The sequence below is a fragment of the Brevundimonas sp. S1H14 genome, assembly GCF_047716865.1.
In the GTDB taxonomy this organism is placed as follows: Bacteria; Pseudomonadota; Alphaproteobacteria; order Caulobacterales; family Caulobacteraceae; genus Brevundimonas; species Brevundimonas naejangsanensis.
The window spans coordinates 802,637-826,961 of the sequence record NZ_CP136679.1; the positions used below are offsets into that span (position 1 = coordinate 802,637).

Below are 24,325 nucleotides of genomic sequence, written 5' to 3' on the forward strand. Positions count from 1 at the left end.
ATCGCGCGCTCGTCGATCCGCAAGCAGAAGGGGCTGGACGCGAACTTCGGGATGGGCGCGAAGGTTGCCTCCCTGCCGTCCAACCGACTGGGGTTGGTCTATCGCACCTGCAAATCCGGCGCGGTCAATGAGGTGATCCTCTGCGAGCGCGACGGGCGGTACGGGCGTCTTCGGCGAACGCTAGAGAACGGCGACCTCGTCGAGGTCATCGATGTGACCGAGCTGGCCGCCGAGGAAGGATACGACCTTGCGGATGACTGGACGGAAGTTCGCCTCCTGGGGAACGAGGCGGATCAGGAGACCGCCCGTGCGCCCTACAACGGCGATCCGGTGGTCGATGCGCAGTGGCGGGCCACCTCCCGGTATCACCGGTTCTACCGCCTGCTTGCCGGCCTGCGCGTGACCCTGCTGGCTGGAACGCACAAGCTCGGAGACGGGACACGGGTTTTCGAGCCCCTGCCGCGACGCGCCGCCGCCGGAGCCTTTGAGCGCACCGAGACGGTCGAAGCGCCGGGCGGCGTGAAGATCCACTACTTCTACGACCCGCCCTATGAAAAGTCGCCGAGCCATAACCGCTCGATCAGCGGCGCCATCCGGTCGGCCCTGAGCCTCGCCGGCGTCGTCTATCGTGACGAGCTCTATGACGTGAAAACCGGGCGCGCCGTCAATGCCCCCCTGTTCGGCATTCCGTTCGGATCGAAGCACATCTCCGTCCATATCGAACTGCCTGACGACGCCGACGTGTTGCCGGAGGCCTATCGTCAGTTCCTGCGATACCAGGCCGGCGAGCAGGACACCGTTCAAGCCGCCCATCTCGGCGACCTCGTCGCCCAGTATCGCCCACAGTGGCTCATCCACATCATTCGGTCGTTCGCGCCGGAGAGCACCCCCAGCGACGACATCCGTGACGAACTCCAGAAGCTGCTCGACGACCTGCGGGTTCGCTGGGTCTCCCCGAGGCCGACGCCCACGGGAATCCGTCTGGTCGATACGGCGAGCGGCGTGGGCGCCCAGTCCCAGCGAGACGGCGAGGGAGGAGCCGGCGGGGCCTCTAGGCCGAAGACAAAGCACATCGATCTGAACCTTGCTCCTCAGGGGTCGAAGGCGGCCGATCTCTGGAAAGACCGCGAACGCGCCCCCGAGATCGTCCTGCTGAGGACAGTCGAGGAGATCGAGGAGAAACAGCTGAAGGGGCGGACTGGTCGGTACTACGAGAACGGCCAGCTGTTCCTCAACATGCTCTATCCGTCGATCGGCGAGATGAAGGATGCGCTCAAGGCCTCCTATGCGACGGTCGCCGACCTCGACAGCATGCGTGAAGCCGCCGTTCGACAGGCGGAGAAAAGCATGCTCCTGCGCGTCGGTCGGGCGGTGGTGTTCGCCCTGGCCAAGCAGCTCAACAAGGAATGGGATCCCGACGCCGTGCGTTACGCCCTCGCGCCGGAAAGCCTCAGCCTCGCGGCCGACGACTTCTATGACTCGATCCAGAGCGCCCGTCGGAGCATGGGGCGTCAGTTCCGTCCCAACCGACAGGGGGAGGAGGCGCAGGTCGAGGACGAGGACGGCTTCCTGCGCGAGACCGCCTGACACGGCTCAGGGTCTGTCGGCGCGATCGCCGACGTCGATGGACGACCGCCGCGACCGCTTGTTCGCCGTCTTCCAGGCGGTGGCGGACGGCTCGGCGGGCCCGTGCTTTAGGGCTCCCGGGCATCCGCCCGTCCCATGCTGATCCGTCGCAGACCACGCCCGACAATATTCGGCGGTACCACAAGCTTCTGACATCACGCGCTTCGCGCTTTCGGGAGGCCTGGCTTCGATCCGATTCTCTCGTCGGCGCCCTGTCGCGCAATCCGGCGAAATCCAGACGCATTGGGGTCTGAAGTCAGCGATGACGTGCCCTCCGGGTGAATTGAAGAAAGTCGTGGACGACTTGCGCCGTGCTGAGATTTCTATGGGCGGTCGATGGATTTCGAGGCCGGTCCAGAAGCAAGAAGCCGCTGTAAAAATATATTCACAGGCCGCGTTGACAGGCTGTAGATGGTTTTGCTTGCTGTAGATCGTCAACGCCGACCTTCCGGCCCGACCACAGGAACTCAAACATGCGACGTTTACTTCAACGTGGCCTTTCGGCCGCGGCGGTGACTTGCGGCCTGTTCTTTGCCGGACAGGCCCTGGCGGGCGGGTCCGGGATGCCCTGGGAGGGACCGCTCCAGCAGATCGTGGAATCGATCACCGGGCCGGTCGTCCAGGCCGCCGCCGTCGTGGCGGTGGTGTTGTTCGGCGCCGGGGTCGCCATGAGCGAGAACGGCTCGTCCATGCGGCGAGGCCTCGGGATTCTCTTTGGCCTGTCGATCGCCTTCGCCGCCTCGACCTTCTTCCTGCAGTTCTTCGGCTTCGCCGGTGGGGCGGAGATCGCCTGATGTCCGAGACGTCGTCCGATCACCGCCCGTCAGGCTGGGATCTTCCGGTCGCGGGAGCCCTGACCGAGCCCGTCACCCTGGCGGGGATGCCCCGCGACTACGCCATCCTGATGGGCACGGTCGCGGTGGTTTTGGGGCTGGCGCTGCGGATCTGGTGGCTGGGCCTCCTGTGGTGGGCGGTCGCCCACGCGATCGGCCTCTACGCCGCGCGGGCTGACAAGCGGTTCTTCGACGTCCTTCGCCGCCACATGGCCCTGCCGGGCCATCTCGATGCGTGAGAGCTGATCATGCGCTTTCTGGATGAACATCGCCGCCGGCCCGCGCTCCTGGCCGATCATCTGCCCTGGGCGGCCATGGTCGCTCCCGGGGTGGTGCTGAACAAGGACGGTTCCTTCACCTGCGGCCTGCGGTTCCGGGGGCCGGATCTGGAGTCGGCCTCCGACCTGGAGCTGATGTCGGTTCGAGCTCGGCTCAACAACGCCCTGAGGCGTCTGGGCAGCGGATGGTGCCTGCATGTCGAGGCGCGTCGCCGGCCCGCCGAGCCCTATCCCACGAGCGAGTTCGAGATCGCCGCGGCCTGGCTGGTCGACGCCGAGCGCCGCTCCCTCTTCGAGACCAGCGAGCCGGCTTATGAGACCGACTACCGGGCGGCCCTGACCTGGCTTCCGCCGGCGGATCAGACCCGTCGGGTGGAGCGCGTCCTCTTCGACGGCGCCGATCCGGCGAGCCGGGACTGGCGCACCGCCCTAGACGCTTTCGCCCGCGAGACCGCGCAGATCGTCGACCTTCTCGCCGACGCCCTTCCGGAGGTCGCAATGCTGTCCGACGGGCAGCTCCTGACCTGGCTGCACGACTGCGTATCTCCCAGGTCGGTCCAGCTCGCGTTGCCCGCGACGCCGATGTTCCTCGACGCCTGGCTGGCGGACGCGCCCCTGCTCGGCGGCGTGTCTCCGACGCTGGACGGCCAAACGCTCAAGGTGGTCTCGGTGCGAGCGCTTCCGGCGAGCACGCGGCCGGGACTGCTCGACGCCCTCGGGGCCTTGCCGTTCCCCTATCGCTGGAGCGCGCGCTGGATCGGTCTGGACAAGGCGGACGCCGAGGTCGAGCTCGTCAAGCTGCGCAAGCGGTGGTTCGCCAAACGCAAGGGCGTCGGCGTCCTGCTGCGCGAGGCGATCACCAAGGAGGAGGTGCCGCTTCTCGACACCGATGCGGCCGCCAAGACCGACGAGTGCGACGGCGCGCTCGAGGCGCTCGGCTCGGACGCTTGCGCTTACGGCTATCTGACGACGACGATCACGGTGATGGCGCGCGATCCCGAACGGGCGGCGGAACAGGCCCGTGCGATCGAGGCTACGCTCAACGCTCAGGGATTCGTCGCCCGGACCGAGGATCTCAACGCCGTGGAGGCCTGGCTGGGCTCCCTGCCGGGCGAGCCCTATGCGGATGTGCGTCGGCCTCTGATCTCCACCCTGAACCTCGCCGACCTCCTGCCGGTCTCGGCGGTCTGGGCCGGTCCGACATCAGATCCGCGCCTGCAGGGGCCGCCGCTGGCGGTCGCCAGGACCAGTGGATCGACGCCGTTCCGGCTGACCCTGCATGTGGGCGACGTCGGTCACGCGATGGTCGTCGGACCGACAGGCTCGGGCAAGAGCGCGCTGCTCGCCTTCCTCGCCCTTCAATGGTTTCGGTATCCTCAGTCGCGGGTGGTCGTGTTCGACAAGGGGCGCAGCGCCCGGGCCGCGGCGCTGGCGGCGGGCGGACGGTGGCATCCGCTGCAGCCGGGCGGCGCCTTCACGCTGCAGCCCCTGGCGCGCATCGAGGATGAAGCCGAGCGCGCCTGGGCCTCGGAGTGGCTGGCCGACGCAGTCCGTCTCGCCGGCCTGGAGCCGACGCCGCGTATCCGCGAGGAGATCTGGACCGCGCTCGGGGCGCTGGGCCAGGCCCCTGTGGCCCAGCGGACGCTGACGGTCTTCACCGCCCTTGTTCAGGACAAGGCTGTGGCCGCAGCCCTGGAGCCCCTCACGCTCAAGGGACCGCACGGCGCCCTGATCGACGGGGTCGCTCCCGACGACGAGGCGTTGGCCTTCTTCGAATGCTTCGAGCTCGAGAGCCTGATGGCGACCCCGTCGGCGGTGGCGCCGGTGCTCGCGGCCCTGTTCCACGAGATCGAGCGCGGCTTCGACGGTCGGCCGACCCTGTTGATCCTCGACGAGGCCTGGCTGTTCCTCGGCGAAACGGCCTTCGCCGCCCGCATCCGGGAATGGCTGAAGACCCTTCGCAAGAAGGGCGTCGCGGTCGTCTTCGCCACCCAGTCCCTCGACGACGTCGTCCGCTCCTCGATCGCCTCGGCTCTGATCGAGAGCTGCCCGACCCAGATCTTCCTGCCCAACCCAAGGGCGCTCGAGCCGGCGTCGGCGGATCTCTACCGGATGTTCGGCCTCAACCGACGGCAGCTCGAGCTGATCGCCTGGGCCACGCCCAAGCGCGCCTATTACCTGCGCCAGCCGGAGGGGCGTCGGCTGTTCGACCTCAAGCTCAGCGGAGCCGGGCTCGCCCTATGCGGCGCCTCGTCTCCCGACGACCAGACCCTCATCGAGAGCGTCGCAGCGACGCTCGATCCGACCGATCCGCGGCCGGACCGCTTCGCTCGCGAATTCCTCAAAGCCAAGGGAGTCCATCATGTCGACAACGTCTTCGACAGCTTCTATCCGGCCGTCGCCCATCGTCTCGCGGCTGAATAGCCGACGCTGGCTCTGCGGGTTCGCAGCGCTTTCGCTGACGCTTGCGGCGGCGCCCCAACCGGCGAGCGCGCAATGGGTGGTGTATGACGCCAAGGCCGACGTCGAAGCCATGCTTTCCGCCGCGCGGCAGATCGAGAGCCTCGCCAATGAGGCCCGGGCCCTGGCCAATCAGGCCCGCAGTCTCGCCGCCTCGCCTTACAGCCATCTCGCGGAATCATATGATACCTTACGCGACATCGGCGAGCTGGCGCGCACGGTCCGGGGCGCGGCCTCGACCCTCGACGGCGTTCAGCGGCAGTTCGCGGATCTATATCCGCACGATCTCTCCCTCTCGGACCTCACGGCCCTCGGCGCTGATCGGTCCGCGACGGCGCGACGCACGGCCGAGGACCTGGCGCGGACGGCGGCGGAACTCGAGCGCCTCGCCCAGAGCCGTGACGGCCGCCTGCGCGGCGCCATGGCCGCCAGCGAGGCGGCGGAAGGCGAGACGGCGGCGATCCAGTCCTCGACCCAGATGCTGTCCGTTCTCGCAGAGGAGCTGGCCAGCATGCGGACCGTGCTTCTGGCCCAGTCCCGGGTGATGGCGGAAGGCGCGGCGCGCCAGGCCGCCGACCGCGAAGCCGCGATCGAGGCGCGCCGCCGCTTCTGGGAACGCGGGACCTCCACGCCGGCCGCCCCGTCCTTCAACCCCTTGGCCCACGCCAGGGACTGAGGCGCGCTGTCATGGCCGGCCCCGGAATGGAGACCCCGAACGAGTTGATGGTGGTGTTTTCCAACACCGTCACCGCCGGCTTCGACGCCCTGTCCGGGTCGGTCAACGGCGTCTTTGGTCTGCTGATCGCGCTCGTCGTGGCCCTGACAGGGATCCAGTGGGCGCTCTCGCCCAATCGAGACGTCCTGGCTTCGGGTTTGGGAAAGGTGCTGCTGATCGGCGCCTTCGCCTGGATCATCAACGACTGGCAGGCCCTGTCGGAGACCATCTACGCAGGTTTTCTGGAGCTGGGTCTGACGGCAGGGGGAGACTCCCTGTCGCGCGAGGAGTTCCTGAACCCCGGAGCGATCCTCCAGCAGGGCTGGGAGATCGTGAAGGCGCTGGGGGAGACGCCGGCGCCGGTGGAGAACCCGCTCGACGTCATGGGCAATATGGCCGACGCCCTGATCCTCGGTCTGGCGATGATCGGCATCATGCTGGCCTTCGCCGTCCTGGCCCTGCAGATCATCGTCTCCCTTCTGGAGTTCAAGATCGTCACCCTGGGCGGCTTCGTCCTTCTGCCGTTCGGGATCTGGAACAAGACCGCCTTCCTGGCCGAACGACCCCTCGGCTATGTCGTTTCGTCAGGGCTCAAGGTTCTGGCCCTGGCCATTGTCGTCTCCGGCGCCCGGACGATCTTCGATCAGCTCCAGCCCTCCGCCGATCCCGACATCTATGAAGCCCTGACCATCCTGGTCGCCGCCCTGCTGCTGGCGATGCTGGCCATCTTCATCCCCAACCTGGCCTCGGCCCTGGTTACGGGCGGCCCGGCTTTGGGCGCGGGCGCCGCCCTGACCGGCGGACTGGCGGTCGCCGGGGCGGGGGCGCTCGTCGCCGGAGGCGCGGCCGGCGCCGGGGCCATGGCCGGACGAGCGGCCGCCGTCAGCGGCTCGTCAAGGTCTGCGGCGGGAGCCGCGTCGGCGGGGCGTTCGGCCGGTAGCGGCCCCTCGTCCGGAGGGGCTCCGTCAGGAGGGGGCCCCCGACCGTCGCCCCGCTCGGGGCCCAGCTCCGGGCGGGGCGCCGGCGCTCAGTCTGGCGGCGGCGGGCGCGTCACGGGTTCGTCTCGATCGGATCCTGCGCCATCCTCGGGCTCATCCCCCGAGGGACCGACCGCTCCGTCCCCGCCTTCAGACGAACTCTCCCCTGCACGCCGGTCGTCGTCCGCCCGTTCGGCCGGGCCGGCCCCCGAGGCCAGGGAGCGCGCCAGACCCTCCCTGTCAGGGGAAGGGCCGAACTCGGCGAGCAGCAGTCGCCCAACCGGCCGGTCCGCCGCCCTTCAGGCCTTCTTCATCGCCAACTCCGGTCGCGCCCTCATGCCGGCCGGAGAGAACAGCGGCGCCCTCAGCCCCGCCGTCAGAACCGAGGATTGAGCATGCATCCCTTCTTCAAGCCCAAGCGCGCCCTGACGGCGTCGCCGGAGGCTACGCCCTACCAGAGGGCCGGCCAGGTCTGGGACGACCGTATGGGGCTCTCGATCGCCCACGCCCGCAACTGGCGGCGGATCGCCCTCGCCAATCTTGGGCTGGCCGCCTTCCTTGGCGCAGGCTGGTGGGTCCAGGCCGACCGGGCGGTGGTGAAGCCCTTCGTCGTCGAGGTGTCCGACTGGGGCCAGACCCAGAGGATCACCGCCCTTGACGGTCGTTACGAGCCGACCGAGGCCCAGACCGGCTACGCCCTGGCCCAATGGATCCGGGACGTGCGCTCCAAGTCGATCGATCCGATCGTGATCCGGCAGAACTGGCTGCGGGCCTATGACCTCCTCACGCCGAAGGCCTCGGTTTTTCTGAACGACTGGGTCCAGGCCAACGACCCCTTCGCCGAGGCCGGCCGCGAGGCGGTCAACGTCGAGGTGCTCAACGTCGTGCGCCGAAGCGAGCGCACCTTTGACCTCCAGTGGCGAGAGACGCGCTTCGTCAACGGTCAGCAGGCCGGGGCGGAGCGCTGGCGCGCCCTGATCACCGTCGCCCATCAGCCGCCGCGCAATGAGGCCGAGCTGATGCGCAATCCCCTTGGCCTCAAGATCGAGGATGTCTCATGGACCCCCGACGCTTCCTGAGCCCGACCGCCGTGTCGGTCGGCGCCGCTTTTTTGCTGTCTGGCTGCACCCTTCTGTCCAGTCGCGCCATCGACGCTGACCCGATGGCCCTTCGGGCGCCGCCGGTCACGGCGGATAGCCCATCCATCGTTCCTTCGGTTCAGGACATCGAGGTCCCGTCCGAGGCCCTGCCATTGCTTGGGGAACCGGCCTCGGCGGCGCGCCCGTACCTGGCGGAGATCGCCGCCGTCCCACATTTGCGGTCTCCGACGCCGGCCCGTCCAACGGAGGCGCCGCCTTCCGGCCGGGCGGCGATCGCCGAAGCGAACCGGTCCGCTCGCGCCGCGTCCAGCGCAGACGCCTTCGTCGGCGGGGTTCAGGTGTTCGCCTGGTCGGACGGACGCGTCTATGAAGTCTGGACCGCTCCGCTGAGGGTCACCACCCTGACCTTGGCGCCCGGGGAGACGGTCTCGGCGAAGGCGGCCGGGGACACGGTGCGCTGGCAGATCGGCGAGAGCCAGTCGGGCGCCGGGGTCGCAGCACGGACCCATGTCCTGATCAAGCCGCTGCAGGCGGGTCTCGAGACCAACCTGGTCCTGACCACGAGCCGGCGGGTCTATCTGCTCACCTTGCGAAGCGGCGGAGCCGAGGCCTTCAACGTCGCCGTCGAATGGGACTACGGGCGCGCACCGCCGCGCTTGGATGCGGACGCCCTGTCCGGTCCCCCGCCGGTCGATGTGGCGGCGGCGACGCCCCAGGCCCCGCTCGACGCTGGATACAGGGTCGAGGCTCGAGGGCGCGCGCCGCGCTGGGCGCCGACCGCCGTCTTCAATGACGGGACCCGCACCTTCATCACCCTTTCGCCAGAGGCGGCGATCGACGAAGCGCCGGCCGTGTTCGTCAGGACCGAGGGCGAGCTTCAGCTGGTCAACTACCGGCAGGCCGACAGCGTCCTCATCGTCGATCGCCTCTTCGACGAGGCAGAGCTCCGGCTCGGCGATCGACGGCCGCAGATCGTCCGAATCCGTCGGATTCCGGGAGCCGCCAGATGACCGAGGTTTCCACCGCGCATACCGCCGAAGTCGACGACCCGGGGCAGCCGGCGGCGACGTCGGCCCCGCCAGCCCCCAAGGCGCCGGCGCCGCCCCTGATGGGGCGCGCGCCGCGACCGGGCGCGGTGCGCATCCGCAAGCGGGTGGTTCAGGGCGCCGTCATGGCAGGAGCCCTGCTCGTCTCCGGATCGCTGGCCTGGGCCTTCGTCATCCAGCCTCAGATCACCCGCCAGGCGCGCGACGCCACTGCCGCCGAACGCGCCGGCGAGGCGCGGGGCCGCGTTCGGCCGTCGGACCGTATCACCGATCAACCGGCGAGCTATGACCGTCTCGCCCAGTCCCCGACCTTGCCCGAGCGGCGCGGCGCGGCGCCTGAGGCAGGGGCGGCGTCTGCCGCCCCGCCGCCCGCCCGCGTGCCTGCGCCGCAGTACGCGTCGGCGCCCAGGACGCCCCGGCCGGCCGAGCAAGCCGCGGCGTCGGGACTGTTCTTCGGCGGACCGTCGGCCGGCGCTCAGGCCGCGGCGAGCGACGGCGGGCCGCAGGGGGCGAGCTCCGGAGCGATGCGGGACCATGGGGCGATCTACAGTCCGCACGGTCTGCTGGCGCCGGTCTCGCCCTATGAGCTGAAGGCCGGCGCCGTCATTCCCGGCGTCCTGCTGACGGCCGTCGACACCGCGCGGCCGGGGCCGGTCGTGGCCACAGTCAGCCAGAATGTCTTCGACTCCATCACGGGACGCCATCTGGTCGTGCCCCAGGGGACGCGGTTGATCGGCCGCCACGAGGGCGAGAGCGCCCACGGAGATCGAAGGGCCTTCCTGGTCTGGGATCGGATGATCCTCCCGAACGGCAAGAGCCTCATCCTGTCCGAAGAACCGGGCGTGGACGCGCAAGGGGCGGTAGGGGTTCGGGGAGACGTCGACCGGCGTCTCCTGCCGCTGGGCGCGACCGCCCTGTTCGCCGGCGCCGTCACAACTCTGGGCGAACTCGCTCGCGGCGGATCGGCGGACCGGTCGTTCGCGGCCAGCGCGGGAAGCGCGGCTTCGATCGAGGCCTCCCAGGTCGCCGGCCGGCTCGTCGATCGCGAGCTCGGCGTTCAGCCGACCATCCGGGTTCGCGCCGGCGCGCCTGTGCGCGTGCTGATCACCCGCGACCTGATCCTGGAGCCTTACCGCCGATGACCCGTCTTCGCCGTCTACTCCCCGTCGCCTTCGCGCCCGCCGTCGGGCTTCTGGCCCTCGGCGCCGTTTCCGCGCAGCGCCCGGCCGTCGCCCTGATCAACGAGAGCCCGAGCCTGCCCAGGGGCGTCTACGTCCGCACGGCCTCTGCTGAGATCGGGCGGGGCGCAGTGGTCTCGCTGCGTCAGCCCGCCTCGGTCCGCGCCTATCTCGCGCGGCAGGGCATGCCGGCGGAGGTGCGCCTCATCAAACGGGTGGCCGCGACCGGCGGAGATAAAGTGTGCTCGGACGGTCGCTGGCTGATCGCCCCGATGCGCAGCGTGCGGATCCAGGCCCGCGGCAGCGGCGGCCAGGGCCTTCCGACCTGGCGCGGATGCCGGCGGCTGGCGCCCGACGAACGACTCCTGCTCGGCGATACGCCGTCCAGCCTCGACGGCCGGTACTTCGGACCGGTCCGAACCGCCCAGATCGAGGGCGTTTACCGGGAGACCCTGACATGGTGAGACATCGCCTCGTCCTCACTGCTCTGTTCGCGCTCGCGAGCGGCGCGCCCGTCGCCGCCCAGACGCCGATCGACTGGCGCTCCGCCGGGGGCGATCTCTTCGCGGGCGTCGCTCCCGCCGCGCTGGCGCCCGAGGCCGAAGACCTCGAGGTTGTCCGTCTCGCGGATCTGGACCAGCCCTTCGCCGACGCCATCGCGGAAGCGGCGGACCGTCACGGCCTGGATCGCAAGCTGCTTCACGCCCTCGTCGCCGTGGAAAGCGCCTATCGCGCCCAGGTCTGCTCCCATGCGGGCGCCTGCGGCCTGACGCAGCTGATGCCGGGCGCCGCCGCGGACCTCGGGGTGCGCGATCGCTTCGACCCCTACGAGAACCTACGCGGCGGGGCTGATTATCTGGCGCGTCAGATCCTTCGCTTCGGCGACCTTCGCCTCGCCCTCGCGGCCTATAATGCCGGTCCGGATCGGGTCGCCCGACTGGGCCGGATTCCGAACATCCCGGAAACACAGGCCTATGTCGTCTCGGTGATCAACTGCTACCTCGCGCTCACGGCGGGACGCGGGGTCCGGTCCTCGCGGGAATGCGCGCCGGCGGAGGCCGGGTCGTGACCTTCATCGGGCAGCCGCATGACGCCGGCGGTCCCGTCGTCCAACCTGCGACGGAGACCTTGCTGACGCGGGCCGAGGCGTCCGCCTTTCTGGGGAGCAGGGGCATCCGCATGAAGCCGACCACCCTGGCGCGCGCCTATTCCACCGGCTCGGGCGGTCCCCCGTGCCGCCACATCCGCAACAAGCCCTACTATCCCCTGGACCTGCTGGAGGCCTGGGCCAAGGCGCAGATCACCGCCCCGGCCGCATCTTCCAGCGAGCGGCAGCGGCTGAGGCGCGAGGCGCGGCGGCGGGAGGCCGGGTCATGACGTCTCAACGTCCGAGTCTCGAGATCCTGCTGAACGATCCGGCGGTCAGCTATCCGCTTAAGGCTGTGCTGCTGGTCTGGTGGAGCCGCGATCCGCTGGATGCGGCCAACGACGCCGCCGCGCTCGCCGCCGTCATGGGGGACCGCCTCACCTCGATCCTGGAACAGCGTCATGGCCCTTGAGGCGGGTCTTGATCGATTCCTGGCCTGGCGAGAGGTGCGGGACATCACCGGACTGGGTCGGACGACCGCGTGGCGCATGCGGCAGTCGGGGGATTTCCCGAAACCCGTGCCGATCTCTCCCGGACGCGTGGCCTGGCGAGAGCGCGACATCGTCGCCTGGAACGAGAGCCGCGGTTCGACGATTCCCCAGCCGCCGCCGGTGGCCGCACGGGCCCCCGTACGGCGGCAGGAGGGTAGGAGCTTCCCCGCACTCGCAACCTCGCGAAGTCCCGCAAAGGAGATGTCGACCGCAACCGCGCGGCCCAAAGCTTCAGGCGGCAGGCGAAAACCCTCTATCGCAGAGGGACAGCTCGGCTTCGATTTCTGATCCTTGGAGAGGGCGAATGCTTGAGGGCGGCGTCGCGCCAACAGCGGGCATGGCGACCCTGTCAAAGGCGACATTGAGTGGCACGGTAAAGCGGATAGTCCCCGACGCGGAGAAGTAGCGTTTTTCGCGCAGCGGTATCTTTGAGGACCAAAAGCGTCAGGGACCGACCGAGCCTAACGTCACAAGCCCTGTCTCGGCTCTTCGGCCTGGCTTGGCGCTTCCGTAAAAGCCGGCCACGAACCTCACGGGCTCCGCGCCGGTTCAATGATCCCTAATCAGCTCGATACCTGGGCCTTATCGCCTCGACATCACGCGGATTCGGGCGGGACGAAGCCCCGATCTCATCAAGCTTCCGGGTGATCAGTTTGTGAGCGCGAGTTGCGGCGCTTTTTGAGCTGTTCGTTGAGCGCCTTCTGGATCTTTTCCATACGACGGCCTTGGTTGCTTAGGAGCGTGCAAATTCGATCAGGGGGGCGAGGTCGTGATTGTCTGCTGCACGGAGCGCCGCGATATAGCGAGCGCGTGTTTCCGCGGCTTGGACAAGGTTAGCGCTTCCCCATGTGAAGCGCTCGCGTCCGAGCGCGACGGCGAGAAGATCGGCAGCCAAGCGGGCATGCCGGCCGTTGCCATTCGGAAAAAGATGGATCGATACGAGACGGTGGTGAAACCGAACCGCGATCTCGTCGGCATCGTAGGCGCCGTTCTCGACCCAGTACCGCACATCACCGATGAGGCCGCGCAGTTCGACACCGATGCGGTACGCCTCAATGCCGATATTGCGCTCGGTGGTGCGAAACGTGCCCGCCCATTTCCACACGCTGCGGAGCATGCGTTTGTGGAGGGTGAGAAGAAAGTCTTCGTCGAGCACGTCACGTTTGCGGCCGAACGCCCAGCGGTCGGCTTCGGCAATGCCGATCTGCTCAGCCTCGTTCAGCTGATCGCGGGTCGTGATGTATGTTGGGATGAGCTGCCGTCGCTCATCGGGTGTGATGGGCGTTGCTGCTTCGTCATCTGGGTCAAAGAGCGGGTCGCTCACGACGCCTCCCAGATACGGCTGCCGCCTTCGCGTCGAATTTCTTCGGCCAGTCGTTCAAGCTGTTCAGCAAGATCGGAGCGCGCGACGGCCTGGTTCTCCAACCGCATCGTGTGGTTCACGCGGGCAAGCTGCGCTTGGGCAAGTTTGAGAGCTTGCTTGCGCACCATCTCTTCTAGCGAACCGTTCGGCACGATCGCATAGACAAGCGTGCAGTTCATGGCCTCGGCAGCGTCGCGCAAACTGTTAAGCGTGGTCGTGCCGGTGACCTCGCCTTTCTCAAGAGCAGTGATCGTCGTGTGAGTCTTCCCCATCTTGGAGGCAAGCTGGCGCGAGGTCATGCCGAGGGCGTCACGAATCGCGCGCAACCAACCTCTCGGCGGGCGCGTCATGGCTTTGAGCGACATCGCTTCAAATTGCCTGTCTAAATGCTTTCGGGCCAGGGCCTGCCCATCGCTGCGTTTGACCATAGTCAACCATCCTTTGAATTAATGGCGCCCTATAGTCGACCAAAAGTCAATATTTAGGTCTATTATAATAAACCAATTCTAACAAACTTGGTGCATTATAATGATACATAAGGAGCGCCGCCGTCGCGGCCGCACATGACCCCGTTTCTCATCCCGCCATAACGAGAGTCCGTAAAGATCGGTTGGGTTGGCGATGGGGCGGCCTGCGCAGCCCTCAACCAGCGCAGCAGGCCGCTCGGCGTTTCCGGCAAGGGCTTTGCGCGTAGGCCTGCGGCGCCAGCCAGCCGAGCTTCGAGTGCGGTCCCCGTTGGTTGTAATATGCCGCCAGGGCCTCGAGCACCGCGCGGGCGTGAACGACTGCTCAGTCGCCTCGCCCTTAATCACATTGATGATGTGCGCAGCGCAGTTGATGTCATCGACTAAGGCAAAGGCCCAGTCGTTGAGGCCGAGAAAGCCGATTGCGGCGGTGAATGCAGTTCCTTTGTCGCCATGGGCGAACGGATGGTCGCGGACCACGCCGAACAGAAACGACGTGGCCAAAACGGCGATGTCGTCCACACCCTCGTAGCGCCAAAGATTCTGTGGACGCGCGAGCGCCCCTCAAGAAGGTCGGTGCTCCGTAACAAGCGGGGTTCACCTGTTGCGGCGGTCATCCGCTTGTTGATGTGTATCAGCCCCTCGGACGTGAGCCAGCCGGGCTCATTCCGCAAGGCGCTTGAGGATCCGCGGAAATTTCGCCATCACCTCATCGCACAACAAATCGTAATCGATCGCTTCGTTCGTGTGGCGCTCAGATTGCGGCGGAGCGGCCCGAGGGGCCGCTTTCGCAGCGTGGCAATCGGTGTGCTTCAGTGCGCTCATGCTGACCTCCTCTATTTTCCGCCACAGAGTGAACGTCCCCCGCGGAGATCAGCAGAAAGTTTCTGCCGATGAGGTTCCGGGTGGGTCGGATGTGAAGGTTAGTCCCTTCCACTGGGGCGCAAAGCGCAAATCTAGATACCTAGCCAGTTCGCCGTCAGCAGCACTTGCGAGCGTTCGCTTCCGCCCTCACCCCGCCTTAGCCATACACTCCTTGCTGGGCGTCGCCGGATAGGCCGCACAATCCCACGCCACACGCTTGAACCCCGTTTCACGATTGACCGCGTAGGCAAAGAGCTGGGCCTTGATCTCCGCCTCGGTGAAGGGGAGGGCCCTGGGCTCCTCGCCCTGTTTCCAGAACCCGACCATGCAATTGTCGACGTCCAGACACTTCAGGCCCGCGAGGTCTTCGAACGTCGCTGGATCGGCATTGGGCTGGACCGCGACAACGTAGAAGCCGGGCCCCACTTCATGCATGGCTCTCGTTGAAGCCGGGACCTTTGGTTCCGGGCTGAGGACGGCGCTAGCCGCGAAGGCGCCGCCGATGACGGCTGCGGCGCCGATGGCCGCGATGATCTTATTGCGCATGAGGGTTCATATGGAACAGTGTTCTGTGCGGCTAGACTTAGCCTTCTGCGCCTTCGCGCGCAAACATCCAAGCCTCTCGATTGCATATGGTCTGCCGTCAGATCAGGTCGCTGGGACAACGCCCCTGCCGAAGTTCACATGGGCTGGATCCGCCTTGGGTTGCAGCCCAAAGCCCTCGGCGAAACCTAGCCTGAGCGGTATGGAACGGAGAGCGTCGCGCTTCCTTCGATAGAGGCAACGAAGGAGCAAGACATGCTACATCAGAATACGTCATCGTCCACGGCGACCGCCCAGGACGCCGCGACCGATCCCCTGGCTCCACGCGACCAGGCGACAGATCAGGACCGCAAGGAAGAACCTCGCGCTTACGCGGCTTCAGATCTCGCCGACAGCTCGCTCGCCCCGCCCGCCGCTGGCGAGGTGTCCGACTATATGGACGAAGGGGAGGCCTTGGACGGAGAAGCCGTTCAGCAGGGCGCCAATCATGCGAACCGACCCGACCGTACCGAGGCCATGGATACGCAGGGCCCCAAGACCAGGGCCGCCAACCGCGACATCGTGCAGGGCAGGAATTGAAGCCTGGAGGGCGGCTCTACCCGAGCCGCCGTTCCAATTGACCGATTGATTGACCAGTCCGGGTTCCATCGTTCTGACCAGGCGGCGCGCCGAACGTGTCGGCGTAAGCCTCTTCGACGTGTTCAATCTCTTCTAGTCGGAATGCAGCGAAGTCTCTCTCCCCCGCACGCTCGGATACCACTTTTTTGACAGCAGATCGTTCAGCGCCGCCTTGTCGAGCATGGCGTCGGCCAAAAGCCGCTTCAACCTGCCGTTCTCATCTTCCAGGGCCCGCAGGCGCTGGCCGTCCGAGACGCTCATCCCGCCGAAGCTTGCTTTCCAGGCGTGGATCGTGCGCTCCGCCCCCGCCGTGCTTGCGCCAGCTCGCTCGCTCTGCGTGGAGGAAATTCTCAGGGGCACGTCACCAGCGACCAACACCGTCGCTCGGCCAAGGTTTCGCGGTGTCCGCAGCGGCTCAACCGGTCTTGCGTCGAGAGGGCGTTCGTCCCGCCTTCGCCGGCGCGCCCGGGCTCTTGGCGCCGCCCCGACGTCGGGGCGCGGCGCCGCCTTTCAGGCTGGCGCGCAGGGCCGCCATCAGGTCCACCACATTCGTGTCTTCGGGCTCGGCGGCGCGGACCGGCGTCCTGCCCTTCTGCTTGGCGGCGATCAGGGCCTTGAGCGCTTCCTCATAACGATCGACGAACTGGTCCGGATTAAACGGTCCGGCCTTCTGCTCGATGATACGCCGGGCGATCTCGACCATGGCCGGGTCGGGCGCCTGGTCCGAGATGGCGCCGAAGACCTCCCGTGACGCCCGCACCTCGCCGCGCGTTCGAAGGGAGTAGGCCAGGATGCCCCGATCACGCGGCTCCAACGCCAGCAGCCGCTCACGCGTCGACAAGACGGCGCGGCCCAGGGCGATCTTGCCTTCGGACCGCATGGCCTCGCGGATGACGCCGAAGGCCTCCTCGGCCAGAGCGCCCGCGGGCGCGAGATAATAGGGATTGTCCCAGTAGAGGCGATCGATCTCCTCCTCCGGGACGAAGCGTTCGATGTCGATCGTCTTGGTGCTCTCGAGCTTGACCGATTTGATCTCCTCGTCGGTCAGCAGGATATATTCGTCTTTCGCCACCGCATAGCCCTTGACGAGCGACGAGCGTTCGACGGGACCGGTGTCCGGGTCCGTCGTCACCATGCGGATGCGGTTGTTGGTGTTGGGATTGATGAGGTTGAAGTGAACCTCTCCGCCCGAGCTGGTGGCCGTGTAGAGCGCGACCGGGCAGGTGACGAGAGAGAGGCGCAGGTGTCCCTGCCAGGTGGGGCGATAAGCCATGTCGGACCTCCGGGCGGCGCCGCATGCGCCGCAGACTCAACACCAGGCCCGGGGATTCGCTCCCTGGGTTCAGGCGCAGGGCTCCGCCTGCCCGTCGCCCAGGTCGATGACGAAGCAGTGCTCCCGCCCGCCGTCCAGCTCCGCCACGAAGATGCGGATCTCGTCGCCGGCGTCCACCGGCGGCGAATAGAGTTCTGTATATCCGACGGCCGCCGCTTCAAGGCTTCCGGCCTTCAAGATGTGGCCGTGGGCCCGACCGAGGCCTTCGGAATAGGCGAAATAGCGATGCTGTTCGGGATCGTTCATTCTCGGCTCCTCTTGTCTCAAACGCCCGCCTGCGGAAAAGGATTCCCCGATTCGTCCCGAACCGGTTCCGCGGCGCAACTGGACTTGTCCGTCCGCCAGGGCCTAGGATGGACGCATCGCAGACCGAGATCTGGGCGCCTGCGACTGGAAGAGATCGGTGACGCACGCCGCACACTCCCGCCTGAACGGCCCGGGAGTTCTCTGTGCCCTATTTCTGTCTGATCGACCTTTCCGCCTCCAGTGTTCCTCACATGGAGTTTCTGGAAGCCGAAACGCGTATCGAAGCCGAAGCGGAAGCGCGCACGCTCGCCCCTCTCCACTCGAGCGCCACGGGGGTTCGCGTGTTCGGCAGCGCCGATGAGGCGGCCGGCGACGATCAACGGCGCCCCTGAGGACGAGACAACTATCCGCTGCTGTGTGAGGCGCGAAATCTCAGGGCCCACGGGGTTGCTGACCGGGCGGTCAAGCCTGCGGATCCCTTATGGGGCGGCGGCGTTCGTCCTGACGCGCTCAGACGCCGCCACGGGGCTTAGCGGGGGAAGGGGAGGCGGGCGGCTCTTGTTTGAAGGTATCGCCGATCTCGCGCGCGTCCGGTCCGTCCGGGCCCGCGCGACGCCGGGATTCGCGCCCCACCCGGCGCACGGCCTCCTCAGACGTGTCGGCGTCGGGCTTGCCGCCGGGAAGGGCGGCGTTTCGTCGCCGGCCCTCCGACTGCTTTGGATCGGTCATCGGACGTTTCCTCTCATGTCTTCTCCTTAGGAGAGGACAACGTCCGGAATTGTTCCCGCAAACGGCGAGCCGACCCGCTTCTGTCTGGTCAATGAACGCCGACAGATACACCGGGCGATGAGGCAGCTCGGCGGCGAGCCGTCACCGCCGAGCAACGAGAACCGAGCAGCGGGCCGTCGACGCCTGAGCCGACGACGGCAGGCTCTTGTCCTGCCATCGCGACGTGGCGGCCAGGGAGGACGACGAATGGCAGGAGATACCGAGCAAGGCGCACATCTGAGGAACGCCGCTTCCGGGGGTGAGGAACGGCTGGCGGGAACGGGCGCTTCCATGGACGGAGGGCCTCTTCGTCTCGCATTGAGGGCGAGGGCGCGACGGTCGCCTCGCCGCTAAATCCGAGCGCCGGTTCGGGTCAGGCGAAGCGCGAAATCTCATTTGTCCGATCACTGGGGCGGTCGCTGCGACCGGCTCCTTTCGGCCGCCGGCAGGGCCTCGCCTTGGATATCGGGCGGGCCTGCACGCACCAAATCCCCGCCAAAGCCGCCCCGGGATGGGGCGGTTCAGCGATGACGGGATCTCACGCCGAACCAGGACGACGCCGTCCACGGGCGAGGTCGACCGCAGGAGACCGGCACGGCGCAACATCCTGGCGGCGCCGCGGAGACGCCGCCGCCGCCTGCGCCCCGCGGCGAGAGGAATCCGCAGAGTTTCGGGGACTGGACGGCTTCCGTCTTGTCGATCGCCTGGCCCGATCCTGAGCCGGCGGCGAAGAGGGTGGCTGCTCAGCCCGCTCGGCGTTACAATGTAACCATGTCATCTACCCCAGCGCCCGCACCCCAGCCTTTTTTCAACCAGGAAATGGCCGACGCCTATGATCGTCGGAACAGAGGGCTCGCGCCGATCTCCGACAACCTTCATTTTCTGACCCAGCTGGTTCTGGCCGACCTGCCTCGCGAAGCGCGCCTGCTGTGCGTGGGGGTGGGAACGGGGGCGGAAATCCTGGCGCTGGCCCGGGCGCGCCCGGACTGGTCCTTCGTTGGAATCGACCCTTCCGCCGAAATGCTCGGCGTCGGGCGCGTGAGGCTGGAGCAGGCGGGCGTGCTGCAGCGGTGCAGGCTTCTGCAGGGATATGCCGAGGATGCGCCGGAGGGACCGTTCGACGCGGCGGTGAGCCTGCTGGTCGCCCACTTCATCAACCGGAGCGAACGGCCCGCCTTTTACCGCGCCATTCATAGCCGATTGAGGCCGGGCGGGCGGTTCGTCAGCGCCGAGATCAGCTGCGACCTCGAGGCGGCGGAATTTCCGCCCATGCTGGAAGACTGGAAACAGGTTCAGAAGGTGATGGGGGCCACGCCGGATTCCCTGGCGAAGCTTGAGATGATGATGCGGAACACGCTGAGCGTTCTCAACCCATCCGAGACCGAGGCGCTGTGGCGCAAAGCCGGTTTCGAAACGCCGATCTCCTTCTTTCAGGCCTTCATGATCCGCGGCTGGCACGCGACAAGGCGCTAGCCGTCGCTGAGTCCGGCCCGCCGGCCGACGGTTTGCGCCCGCCCGCGCCACCCCGGATTCCTGAGTGAGGCTTGGCTGCGCGATGAAACGAACGCCAGGGTCTTTGCGGCGCGCGAGCGCGCCCGGTCTCGACGCCGCTGAAGCGGGCGCCCGCACGCGACGATGCATCCGCCGGCCTCGCCAGCACCCGGGCCGAGATCGATGATGTCATCCACCTGGCGATCGTCCTCATGTCGTGTTCGACGATGACGATCGCGTTGCCGGTGTCGACCAGACCCTGCAGGCGCCGCATCAGCCGGCCGGCTTCGTAAGGATGCAGCCTGAGGTCGGTTCATCAAGGATATAGAGCGTATCGCCGCGCTGCGCGCGTTGCAGTTCCGTCGCCAGCTTGATCCGTTGCGCCTCGCCGCCCGACAGTTCCGTCGCCGGCTGCCCGAGCCGCATAGCCGAGGCCGATCTGCCGCAGCACGTCGAGCGAACGCATGTCCTGCGGCTCGCCTGCGAAGAATCGCACGCTTCCTCCGCCATCAACTCCAGCACCTGGGCGATGTTGCGGCCGTTCCAATCGACCTCGGCGTCTGAGGATTGTAGCGGCTCCCATGGCAGGTCGAGCAGAGGGCGCAGACGCTGGGCAGGATCAGCAGCTCCAGCATCACGAAGCCTTCGCCTTCGCAGACCGGGCACCGCCTCTGCGCAACGTTGAACGAGAAGCGACCCGGGGGTGTAGCCGCGTCGGCGGGCCAGAGGCGTCTCGGCGAACAGCTTTCGTACATAGTCGAACAGGCCGCTGTAGGTGGCGAGCGCGGCCTGGTCAGAGACCGGTCGCCAGGCTGTGGCGCGCCCAGTGATCAGGATCCGCGTCCGCGATCGGGCGGCCTTCAGGCGGACCGCGACCCGGCGGATCGCCGCCTCGAAATCCCTGGGGCTCTTCAGCCGGGCCTCGTCGATTGAATCCAGAAATAGCCAGCCCTCCTCGCTGGACCCAGCCAGGCCTCGAATTCCTCGTCCGTCCCCTCCTCGAAGGCGGTGTCGAACCCATCGACCAGAAACTCTAGGCGCAGGAAGAAGGCGGGCCGTCCCTCCGCCCTCAGTCGCCGGGCCGTGGAGCGGATTTCCGCGGTTTTGCCAGAGCCCGCTTCCGACAGCAGCACCACGCGGCGGTCCGCCAATAGGTCGGTCCAATTCAGCGGTGCGCCGAAGCCCGGTGCCAAGTCTTCCGCTGGCGCATCCGTCTCGGCGGGCGGCAGGACGAGAAACGTCCGGTTCAGTTCGACGTAGTCGTGGTGCACGTGGGAATCAGCTCCGTAGTCAGCGACCCTAGCATGAGACAACAGCGTTCGCAGGAGAGGATATGTCCAACTCTTCGGGCTTGCATGCGAACTAGCGCGCAATAAGCTCCGCTGCGGGCCAAGTTCCTTAGCCCGCTTCCCAACCGGACATTCCTGATCGCCGCTAAGAGTCAGGTGCAGCCTCTACGCTCATAGATTGGCCGAATGGCTCATGCTGACTCATTGCGGACGTTTAGGAGGTCCGCTTTCGGGCCGGTGTCTCATGCGAAGGAGGGAGCAAGGGAGGGGTTCGCTCCTGACTGAGGCCGTGTAAAAACTCCCGGGCGCTGACGCCGGGGGTCTGTGGCTGAGGCGCGCAGAGCCCGCTCCTCAGGTTCGGAGGGCTTGGATCAGCGGCTTGGTCCCCAGCACCGCCATCACCCGCTTCATGTTGTAGGCCAGGATGTGGAGGCTGATCTCGGTCTTCACGTTGGGCAACCGCCTCATGAGGAAGTGGGTGTGGCCCATCCAGGCCTTGATCGTTCCGAACGGGTGCTCGACCAGCCGCCGTCGGGTGCGCATGGCGCGGGGAGCGAGGTCCATCCGGGTCTGGAGCGCATCAATCACCGCCTCGTGCTCCCAACGCGTAACTCGACGCTCGATGCTGGGCGTACACTGAGGCTTGAGGCGACAGCCGGTGCAGCTGGCCCGGTCCCAGTAGCGGTGCAACGTCAGTCCTTTCTCGACGGTCGTCATGTGACGCGGCAGCAGCGCACCGGCCGGGCAGCGATAGGCGTCCTGATCGGGCTGGTAGACGAAGTCCTGTTTGCCGAACCGGCCCGCCGCCTTCGCGCCTGAGGTCTGGGGCTTCGGTAGATAGGGCGTCACGCCCATGGCTTCGCAGGCCAGGATCTCCTCGCCGGAGAAGTAGCCGCGGTCGGCCAGCACATCGAGCGCCTCGACGCCTAGGGCGTCCTTGGCCTTCTGCGCCATGGACGCCAGCTGATGCTTGTCCAGGCCGGTCATGACCACGTCGTGGGCGACGATCAGGTGATGCTCGCTTTCGACGGCGGACTGGACGTTGTAGCCGACGATGCCGCTGCCTCGACCCGACGTCGCCATGGCTCGCGCATCTGAATCGGTCAGGGAGACCTGGCCGTCAGGTGACGCCTCGACCTCAGCCTCCATCGCCTTCAGCATCGCCATCTGGGCGCGGAGCCGATCGATCTTCTCGACCAGTCGCACGGATCGCGCCTCGGCCGCTTCGCCTTCCTGCCGGTCCGCCGTATCCAGGTCCTGCAGATAGCCGGCGATGTGCTCGGCGACCTGTTCGATCCGCCGCTTCACCTTGTACACGGTGAAGTTGCGGTCGCGGGTGTTCACTGCTTTGAACTTCGAGCCGTCGATGGCGACCAAGGCGGCGCCGAACAGGCCGAGCCCGCGGCACAGCACTACGAACTGGGCGCACGCCGCCTGGATCGCCGAGCCGTTCTCGCGGCGGAAGTCGGCGATGGTCTTATGGTCGGGCGTCAGCCGGCCCGTCAGCCACATCAGCTCGACGTTGCGCTGCGCCTCGCGCTCCAGCCGACGACTCGACTGCACCTTGTTCAGATAGCCGTAGACGTAGAGCTTCAGCAGCGTGGCCGGGTGGTAAGCGGGCCGTCCCGTCGCCGCGGGCGTCATCCCCTCAAACCCCAGACCCTTCAAATCCAGCTCATCAATGAAGACATCGACCACCCGGACCGGATTATCCTCGGCCACATAGTCGTCGAGACACTCGGGGAGCAGCGTCTGCTGCCGGCGATCGGCACCCTGAACGAAGCGGCTCATACCCACCTCCTGCTGACCCCGGGAGGCTAACCTAATTCGCTCGGACCAAAGGCGTTTTCACACAGCCTCGACTCATAGCTGATCTTCTGCAGGTCCGCTCCTAGGCTGGCGCTGGAAATGCGATCCAGCGCATTCGCATCTCATTGCCGACACTATTGGCGTGGCTTCGGGGGCAGTTGGATCGCGAAGCCGAAACCGCGCAGGCGACCGGCGGCGTTCATCCCAACGCCTTAATTATGAAAGGCGGTCCAGTTCGCTTTACTGACTCTGTTTCGTTTGGGACCTGGGTGCAGCCTACGAGGGAAGCCTGACAACGGTGCATCACACGCTGAAGCTTTATCTGGCTAAGGATTCCGAGCTGGCGGATCGCGCGATGGAGAACCGCGAACGCCGCCGCCTGGAGCAGGTGTCGGGTCTAACAGGCAAGGTCATCGTCGACGGGGCCCGCCGCATGATCTGCTTAAGGCTGAAACGCCAGACCCACAATCAGTGAGCGGCGTTCGGAAAACAGTCTCATGAAGAGCGCTGAACATACGCGTATGCAGCCTTATCGTGGTCTGCACAGTTGCTACATCCTCGAAGCCCCGCTCGATCTGGTCCCGCTCGACAAAGGTCCTGCACATCACACTGGTTCCTCGGCCCGTGGTCCGCGCGAGAGTCAAGGAGCAGATCCCATGCGGCCGCTCGATGATGGCTAGAGCCAGACTGATTCATCCTCAATCCGATCCACCAGATGTTGGGATCGAACATCTAGATCGGCGCCACGGTCAATTCGATAAGGTCAGAGTAGAGGCCGGCCCGGCGGCGCGCGGTCTCGCCCACCTGCAGTTGCAGGTCATAGGCGTCTTCGCCCAGGCCGGTGCCCTTGCGGCTTTCCACCTGGCCGCCCGTGCCCAGATTGATGGGACGGTTGCCCAGGCTCAGGCGATAGGGCACCCACCAGGACGAGTCCTCGGCCAGCACCAAGCGGCCCTTGTTGCGCGACGACACCGCGACGCGATAGCCGCCGGTGCTCTTGACCCACACCTGCAGCGGCAGATTGGTCCCGCCTTCGGCCAGTTCGCCCAGTTCGATCCGGCCGCCGCCGTCCGTGCGGGTGAATGCGCCGCGCAGGCCCATGACGGCCGACGGCTGGACGTTGAGCGCAAGCACCAGCAGCTTGTCCGCTGAAATGCGGTTGTCCTTGGTGCGGAAGGCGAATTGCACCGGCTGTTCGAACAGGCCGTCCTGGCTGAGTTGATCGACATCGACTTCAAGACGATAGCGGCGCAGGACGCGCGCGCCCGGCTGAAGCGCCAAGGCCGCGCCGCCTGGGCGGGCTTGGGATCGGCCCGCGACCGGGGTCAGGTTCGCCGCCGAAAACTCGTCCGTCAGGCTGTAGGGCAGGGTGGACCAGCGGCCGCTCGGTCCGGTGGTCGGCCGCAAGCCGAACGGCTGGCCTACGGTGGTGACTTCCACCTCGCCCTCGCAGGGGGCCGCGCCGTCGTTGGACCAGGCGATGTCGAAAGTGGCGAAGGCCGCATCGTCGCCATAGGGATCATAGCCGCGGATCTCCCACCGCGCCTGCTGCGGCTCGATCCGCACCTGGCAGCCGGGAGCGGCGGGCCGCGACGCCTGCGCCGTGGCGGCTCCGGCTGCCGCGAGCGACGCGATCAGCGCCATGCCGGCGAAGGCGGACGACGCACGTTTTTGAAGAACGCTCAT

30 protein-coding genes and 1 pseudogene are annotated in these 24,325 nt (G+C 67.0%); 18 read left to right on the top strand and 13 right to left on the bottom strand.

The genetic code is table 11. The annotated features are described in order from the left end of the window. Nucleotides 1–51: 51 nt before the first annotated feature. From RSD66_RS03895 to RSD66_RS03960, 14 genes are all read left to right on the top strand, one after another. Nucleotides 52–1,587 carry a hypothetical protein gene (locus tag RSD66_RS03895; RefSeq protein WP_415289061.1) on the top strand — a complete coding sequence of 512 codons (1,536 nt, stop codon included), beginning with the start codon at nt 52–54 and terminating at the stop codon, nt 1,585–1,587. Nucleotides 1,588–2,099: 512 nt separating this feature from the next. Beyond that, entirely contained in the window at nt 2,100–2,420 is a 321-nt protein-coding gene (locus RSD66_RS03900) for a TrbC/VirB2 family protein (protein ID WP_415289062.1), read from the top strand. Further along, entirely contained in the window at nt 2,420–2,698 is a 279-nt protein-coding gene (locus tag RSD66_RS03905; protein ID WP_415289063.1) for a VirB3 family type IV secretion system protein, read from the top strand. Before RSD66_RS03900 ends, RSD66_RS03905 begins: the two co-directional genes overlap by 1 nt. A gap of 9 nt (nt 2,699–2,707) precedes the next feature. Then, nucleotides 2,708–5,161 carry a conjugal transfer protein TrbE gene (gene trbE / locus RSD66_RS03910; RefSeq protein WP_415289064.1) on the top strand — a complete coding sequence of 818 codons (2,454 nt, stop codon included), beginning with the start codon at nt 2,708–2,710 and terminating at the stop codon, nt 5,159–5,161. Between the two features lie 79 nt (nt 5,162–5,240). Further along, the gene (locus RSD66_RS03915) at nt 5,241–5,873 is read left to right on the top strand and encodes a conjugal transfer protein TrbJ (protein WP_415289065.1); all 633 of its coding nucleotides are present in this window, start codon (nt 5,241–5,243) and stop codon (nt 5,871–5,873) included. A gap of 11 nt (nt 5,874–5,884) precedes the next feature. Then, nucleotides 5,885–7,282: a P-type conjugative transfer protein TrbL gene (gene trbL / locus RSD66_RS03920; protein ID WP_415289066.1), complete on the top strand. Its 1,398-nt coding sequence runs from the start codon at nt 5,885–5,887 to the stop codon at nt 7,280–7,282. Between the two features lie 2 nt (nt 7,283–7,284). Further along, nucleotides 7,285–7,968, top strand: a complete 684-nt coding sequence (trbF, locus tag RSD66_RS03925; RefSeq protein WP_415289067.1) for a conjugal transfer protein TrbF — start codon at nt 7,285–7,287, stop codon at nt 7,966–7,968. Next, the gene (locus RSD66_RS03930) at nt 7,947–8,999 is read left to right on the top strand and encodes a TrbG/VirB9 family P-type conjugative transfer protein (RefSeq protein WP_415289068.1); all 1,053 of its coding nucleotides are present in this window, start codon (nt 7,947–7,949) and stop codon (nt 8,997–8,999) included. The genes trbF and RSD66_RS03930 overlap by 22 nt, the downstream gene beginning before the upstream one ends. Continuing rightward, nucleotides 8,996–10,177 carry a TrbI/VirB10 family protein gene (locus RSD66_RS03935; protein ID WP_415289069.1) on the top strand — a complete coding sequence of 394 codons (1,182 nt, stop codon included), beginning with the start codon at nt 8,996–8,998 and terminating at the stop codon, nt 10,175–10,177. Before RSD66_RS03930 ends, RSD66_RS03935 begins: the two co-directional genes overlap by 4 nt. Then, on the top strand, nt 10,174–10,677 hold the full coding sequence (locus RSD66_RS03940; RefSeq protein WP_415289070.1) for a S26 family signal peptidase: 504 nt from the start codon (nt 10,174–10,176) through the stop codon (nt 10,675–10,677). The genes RSD66_RS03935 and RSD66_RS03940 overlap by 4 nt, the downstream gene beginning before the upstream one ends. Beyond that, complete coding sequence (locus RSD66_RS03945; RefSeq protein ID WP_415289071.1) at nt 10,671–11,282, top strand: lytic transglycosylase domain-containing protein; 612 nt, start codon at nt 10,671–10,673, stop codon at nt 11,280–11,282. The genes RSD66_RS03940 and RSD66_RS03945 overlap by 7 nt, the downstream gene beginning before the upstream one ends. Next, nucleotides 11,279–11,590 carry a hypothetical protein gene (locus RSD66_RS03950; protein ID WP_415289072.1) on the top strand — a complete coding sequence of 104 codons (312 nt, stop codon included), beginning with the start codon at nt 11,279–11,281 and terminating at the stop codon, nt 11,588–11,590. Before RSD66_RS03945 ends, RSD66_RS03950 begins: the two co-directional genes overlap by 4 nt. Next, complete coding sequence (locus RSD66_RS03955) at nt 11,587–11,772, top strand: hypothetical protein (RefSeq protein ID WP_415289073.1); 186 nt, start codon at nt 11,587–11,589, stop codon at nt 11,770–11,772. The genes RSD66_RS03950 and RSD66_RS03955 overlap by 4 nt, the downstream gene beginning before the upstream one ends. Continuing rightward, a complete protein-coding gene (locus RSD66_RS03960) occupies nt 11,762–12,139 on the top strand; it encodes an AlpA family phage regulatory protein (RefSeq protein WP_415289074.1) in 378 nt (125 codons plus the stop codon). The genes RSD66_RS03955 and RSD66_RS03960 overlap by 11 nt, the downstream gene beginning before the upstream one ends. 445 nt (nt 12,140–12,584) lie before the next feature. On the opposite strand, the gene RSD66_RS03965 is transcribed toward RSD66_RS03960, so the two are convergent. The 5 genes from RSD66_RS03965 to RSD66_RS03985 all read right to left on the bottom strand — a co-directional run bounded on the left by RSD66_RS03965 (nt 12,585) and on the right by RSD66_RS03985 (nt 15,088). Beyond that, nucleotides 12,585–13,175 carry a mobile mystery protein B gene (locus RSD66_RS03965; protein WP_415289075.1) on the bottom strand — a complete coding sequence of 197 codons (591 nt, stop codon included), beginning with the start codon at nt 13,173–13,175 and terminating at the stop codon, nt 12,585–12,587. Further along, the gene (locus tag RSD66_RS03970; protein ID WP_415289076.1) at nt 13,172–13,642 is read right to left on the bottom strand and encodes a mobile mystery protein A; all 471 of its coding nucleotides are present in this window, start codon (nt 13,640–13,642) and stop codon (nt 13,172–13,174) included. The genes RSD66_RS03965 and RSD66_RS03970 overlap by 4 nt, the downstream gene beginning before the upstream one ends. Nucleotides 13,643–13,856: 214 nt before the next feature. Further along, nucleotides 13,857–13,982, bottom strand: coding sequence for a hypothetical protein (locus RSD66_RS03975; RefSeq protein ID WP_415289077.1), 126 nt, complete (start codon nt 13,980–13,982; stop codon nt 13,857–13,859). 359 nt (nt 13,983–14,341) lie between these two features. Then, a complete protein-coding gene (locus RSD66_RS03980; protein ID WP_415289078.1) occupies nt 14,342–14,503 on the bottom strand; it encodes a hypothetical protein in 162 nt (53 codons plus the stop codon). A gap of 186 nt (nt 14,504–14,689) precedes the next feature. Then, nucleotides 14,690–15,088, bottom strand: coding sequence for a hypothetical protein (locus RSD66_RS03985; protein ID WP_415289079.1), 399 nt, complete (start codon nt 15,086–15,088; stop codon nt 14,690–14,692). A gap of 252 nt (nt 15,089–15,340) precedes the next feature. Between RSD66_RS03985 and RSD66_RS03990 the strand changes: the two genes are divergently transcribed. After that, nucleotides 15,341–15,664, top strand: a complete 324-nt coding sequence (locus RSD66_RS03990) for a hypothetical protein (protein ID WP_415289080.1) — start codon at nt 15,341–15,343, stop codon at nt 15,662–15,664. Nucleotides 15,665–15,844: 180 nt separating this feature from the next. Here the strand turns inward: RSD66_RS03990 and RSD66_RS03995 are convergent. The 3 genes and pseudogenes from RSD66_RS03995 to RSD66_RS04005 form a co-directional block, all read right to left on the bottom strand. Next, nucleotides 15,845–15,997: pseudogene (locus tag RSD66_RS03995) on the bottom strand (transposase); the annotation flags it as partial. A 121-nt stretch (nt 15,998–16,118) separates the two neighbouring features. Continuing rightward, nucleotides 16,119–16,976, bottom strand: a complete 858-nt coding sequence (locus RSD66_RS04000) for a Ku protein (RefSeq protein ID WP_415289081.1) — start codon at nt 16,974–16,976, stop codon at nt 16,119–16,121. 69 nt (nt 16,977–17,045) lie between these two features. Next, a complete protein-coding gene (locus RSD66_RS04005; protein WP_415289082.1) occupies nt 17,046–17,282 on the bottom strand; it encodes a DUF5961 family protein in 237 nt (78 codons plus the stop codon). Between the two features lie 203 nt (nt 17,283–17,485). Here RSD66_RS04005 and RSD66_RS04010 point away from each other — a divergent pair, with 203 nt between their 5' ends. Further along, nucleotides 17,486–17,674, top strand: a complete 189-nt coding sequence (locus RSD66_RS04010) for a hypothetical protein (protein ID WP_415289083.1) — start codon at nt 17,486–17,488, stop codon at nt 17,672–17,674. 118 nt (nt 17,675–17,792) lie between these two features. Here the strand turns inward: RSD66_RS04010 and RSD66_RS04015 are convergent, their stop codons facing one another. Further along, nucleotides 17,793–18,011 carry a hypothetical protein gene (locus tag RSD66_RS04015; protein WP_415289084.1) on the bottom strand — a complete coding sequence of 73 codons (219 nt, stop codon included), beginning with the start codon at nt 18,009–18,011 and terminating at the stop codon, nt 17,793–17,795. 858 nt (nt 18,012–18,869) lie between these two features. Between RSD66_RS04015 and RSD66_RS04020 the strand changes: the two genes are divergently transcribed. Further along, complete coding sequence (locus RSD66_RS04020) at nt 18,870–19,523, top strand: class I SAM-dependent methyltransferase (protein WP_415289085.1); 654 nt, start codon at nt 18,870–18,872, stop codon at nt 19,521–19,523. Between the two features lie 291 nt (nt 19,524–19,814). Here the strand turns inward: RSD66_RS04020 and RSD66_RS04025 are convergent, their stop codons facing one another. From RSD66_RS04025 to RSD66_RS04035, 3 genes are all read right to left on the bottom strand, one after another. Beyond that, complete coding sequence (locus tag RSD66_RS04025) at nt 19,815–19,967, bottom strand: hypothetical protein (protein ID WP_415289086.1); 153 nt, start codon at nt 19,965–19,967, stop codon at nt 19,815–19,817. A gap of 485 nt (nt 19,968–20,452) precedes the next feature. Beyond that, nucleotides 20,453–20,812 carry a hypothetical protein gene (locus tag RSD66_RS04030; RefSeq protein ID WP_415289087.1) on the bottom strand — a complete coding sequence of 120 codons (360 nt, stop codon included), beginning with the start codon at nt 20,810–20,812 and terminating at the stop codon, nt 20,453–20,455. Between the two features lie 369 nt (nt 20,813–21,181). After that, on the bottom strand, nt 21,182–22,621 hold the full coding sequence (locus RSD66_RS04035; protein ID WP_415289088.1) for an IS1182 family transposase: 1,440 nt from the start codon (nt 22,619–22,621) through the stop codon (nt 21,182–21,184). Nucleotides 22,622–22,937: 316 nt separating this feature from the next. On the opposite strand from RSD66_RS04035, the gene RSD66_RS04040 reads away from it, so the two are divergent. Next, on the top strand, nt 22,938–23,114 hold the full coding sequence (locus RSD66_RS04040; protein ID WP_415289089.1) for a hypothetical protein: 177 nt from the start codon (nt 22,938–22,940) through the stop codon (nt 23,112–23,114). Between the two features lie 257 nt (nt 23,115–23,371). Here the strand turns inward: RSD66_RS04040 and RSD66_RS04045 are convergent, their stop codons facing one another. Beyond that, a complete protein-coding gene (locus RSD66_RS04045; protein WP_415289090.1) occupies nt 23,372–24,325 on the bottom strand; it encodes a hypothetical protein in 954 nt (317 codons plus the stop codon).

What these genes read in the sequence shown, in the direction of transcription:
- trbF (WP_415289067.1), top strand. Translation starts at nt 7,285, where the DNA reads ATGCATCCCTTCTTCAAGCCCAAGCGCGCCCTGACGGCGTCGCCGGAG.
- trbE (WP_415289064.1), top strand. Translation starts at nt 2,708, where the DNA reads ATGCGCTTTCTGGATGAACATCGCCGCCGGCCCGCGCTCCTGGCCGAT.
- trbL (WP_415289066.1), top strand. Translation starts at nt 5,885, where the DNA reads ATGGCCGGCCCCGGAATGGAGACCCCGAACGAGTTGATGGTGGTGTTT.
- RSD66_RS04015 (WP_415289084.1), bottom strand. Translation starts at nt 18,011, where the DNA reads ATGACCGATCCAAAGCAGTCGGAGGGCCGGCGACGAAACGCCGCCCTT.
- RSD66_RS03955 (WP_415289073.1), top strand. Translation starts at nt 11,587, where the DNA reads ATGACGTCTCAACGTCCGAGTCTCGAGATCCTGCTGAACGATCCGGCG.
- RSD66_RS03980 (WP_415289078.1), bottom strand. Translation starts at nt 14,503, where the DNA reads ATGAGCGCACTGAAGCACACCGATTGCCACGCTGCGAAAGCGGCCCCT.
- RSD66_RS03900 (WP_415289062.1), top strand. Translation starts at nt 2,100, where the DNA reads ATGCGACGTTTACTTCAACGTGGCCTTTCGGCCGCGGCGGTGACTTGC.
- RSD66_RS03930 (WP_415289068.1), top strand. Translation starts at nt 7,947, where the DNA reads ATGGACCCCCGACGCTTCCTGAGCCCGACCGCCGTGTCGGTCGGCGCC.
- RSD66_RS03895 (WP_415289061.1), top strand. Translation starts at nt 52, where the DNA reads ATGGGCGCGAAGGTTGCCTCCCTGCCGTCCAACCGACTGGGGTTGGTC.
- RSD66_RS04020 (WP_415289085.1), top strand. Translation starts at nt 18,870, where the DNA reads ATGGCCGACGCCTATGATCGTCGGAACAGAGGGCTCGCGCCGATCTCC.
- RSD66_RS03935 (WP_415289069.1), top strand. Translation starts at nt 8,996, where the DNA reads ATGACCGAGGTTTCCACCGCGCATACCGCCGAAGTCGACGACCCGGGG.
- RSD66_RS04035 (WP_415289088.1), bottom strand. Translation starts at nt 22,621, where the DNA reads ATGAGCCGCTTCGTTCAGGGTGCCGATCGCCGGCAGCAGACGCTGCTC.
- RSD66_RS03905 (WP_415289063.1), top strand. Translation starts at nt 2,420, where the DNA reads ATGTCCGAGACGTCGTCCGATCACCGCCCGTCAGGCTGGGATCTTCCG.
- RSD66_RS04025 (WP_415289086.1), bottom strand. Translation starts at nt 19,967, where the DNA reads ATGCGGCTCGGGCAGCCGGCGACGGAACTGTCGGGCGGCGAGGCGCAA.
- RSD66_RS03940 (WP_415289070.1), top strand. Translation starts at nt 10,174, where the DNA reads ATGACCCGTCTTCGCCGTCTACTCCCCGTCGCCTTCGCGCCCGCCGTC.
- RSD66_RS04000 (WP_415289081.1), bottom strand. Translation starts at nt 16,976, where the DNA reads ATGGCTTATCGCCCCACCTGGCAGGGACACCTGCGCCTCTCTCTCGTC.
- RSD66_RS03985 (WP_415289079.1), bottom strand. Translation starts at nt 15,088, where the DNA reads ATGCGCAATAAGATCATCGCGGCCATCGGCGCCGCAGCCGTCATCGGC.
- RSD66_RS04045 (WP_415289090.1), bottom strand. Translation starts at nt 24,325, where the DNA reads ATGAGCGTTCTTCAAAAACGTGCGTCGTCCGCCTTCGCCGGCATGGCG.
- RSD66_RS03990 (WP_415289080.1), top strand. Translation starts at nt 15,341, where the DNA reads ATGCTACATCAGAATACGTCATCGTCCACGGCGACCGCCCAGGACGCC.
- RSD66_RS03960 (WP_415289074.1), top strand. Translation starts at nt 11,762, where the DNA reads ATGGCCCTTGAGGCGGGTCTTGATCGATTCCTGGCCTGGCGAGAGGTG.
- RSD66_RS04005 (WP_415289082.1), bottom strand. Translation starts at nt 17,282, where the DNA reads ATGAACGATCCCGAACAGCATCGCTATTTCGCCTATTCCGAAGGCCTC.
- RSD66_RS03970 (WP_415289076.1), bottom strand. Translation starts at nt 13,642, where the DNA reads ATGGTCAAACGCAGCGATGGGCAGGCCCTGGCCCGAAAGCATTTAGAC.
- RSD66_RS03945 (WP_415289071.1), top strand. Translation starts at nt 10,671, where the DNA reads ATGGTGAGACATCGCCTCGTCCTCACTGCTCTGTTCGCGCTCGCGAGC.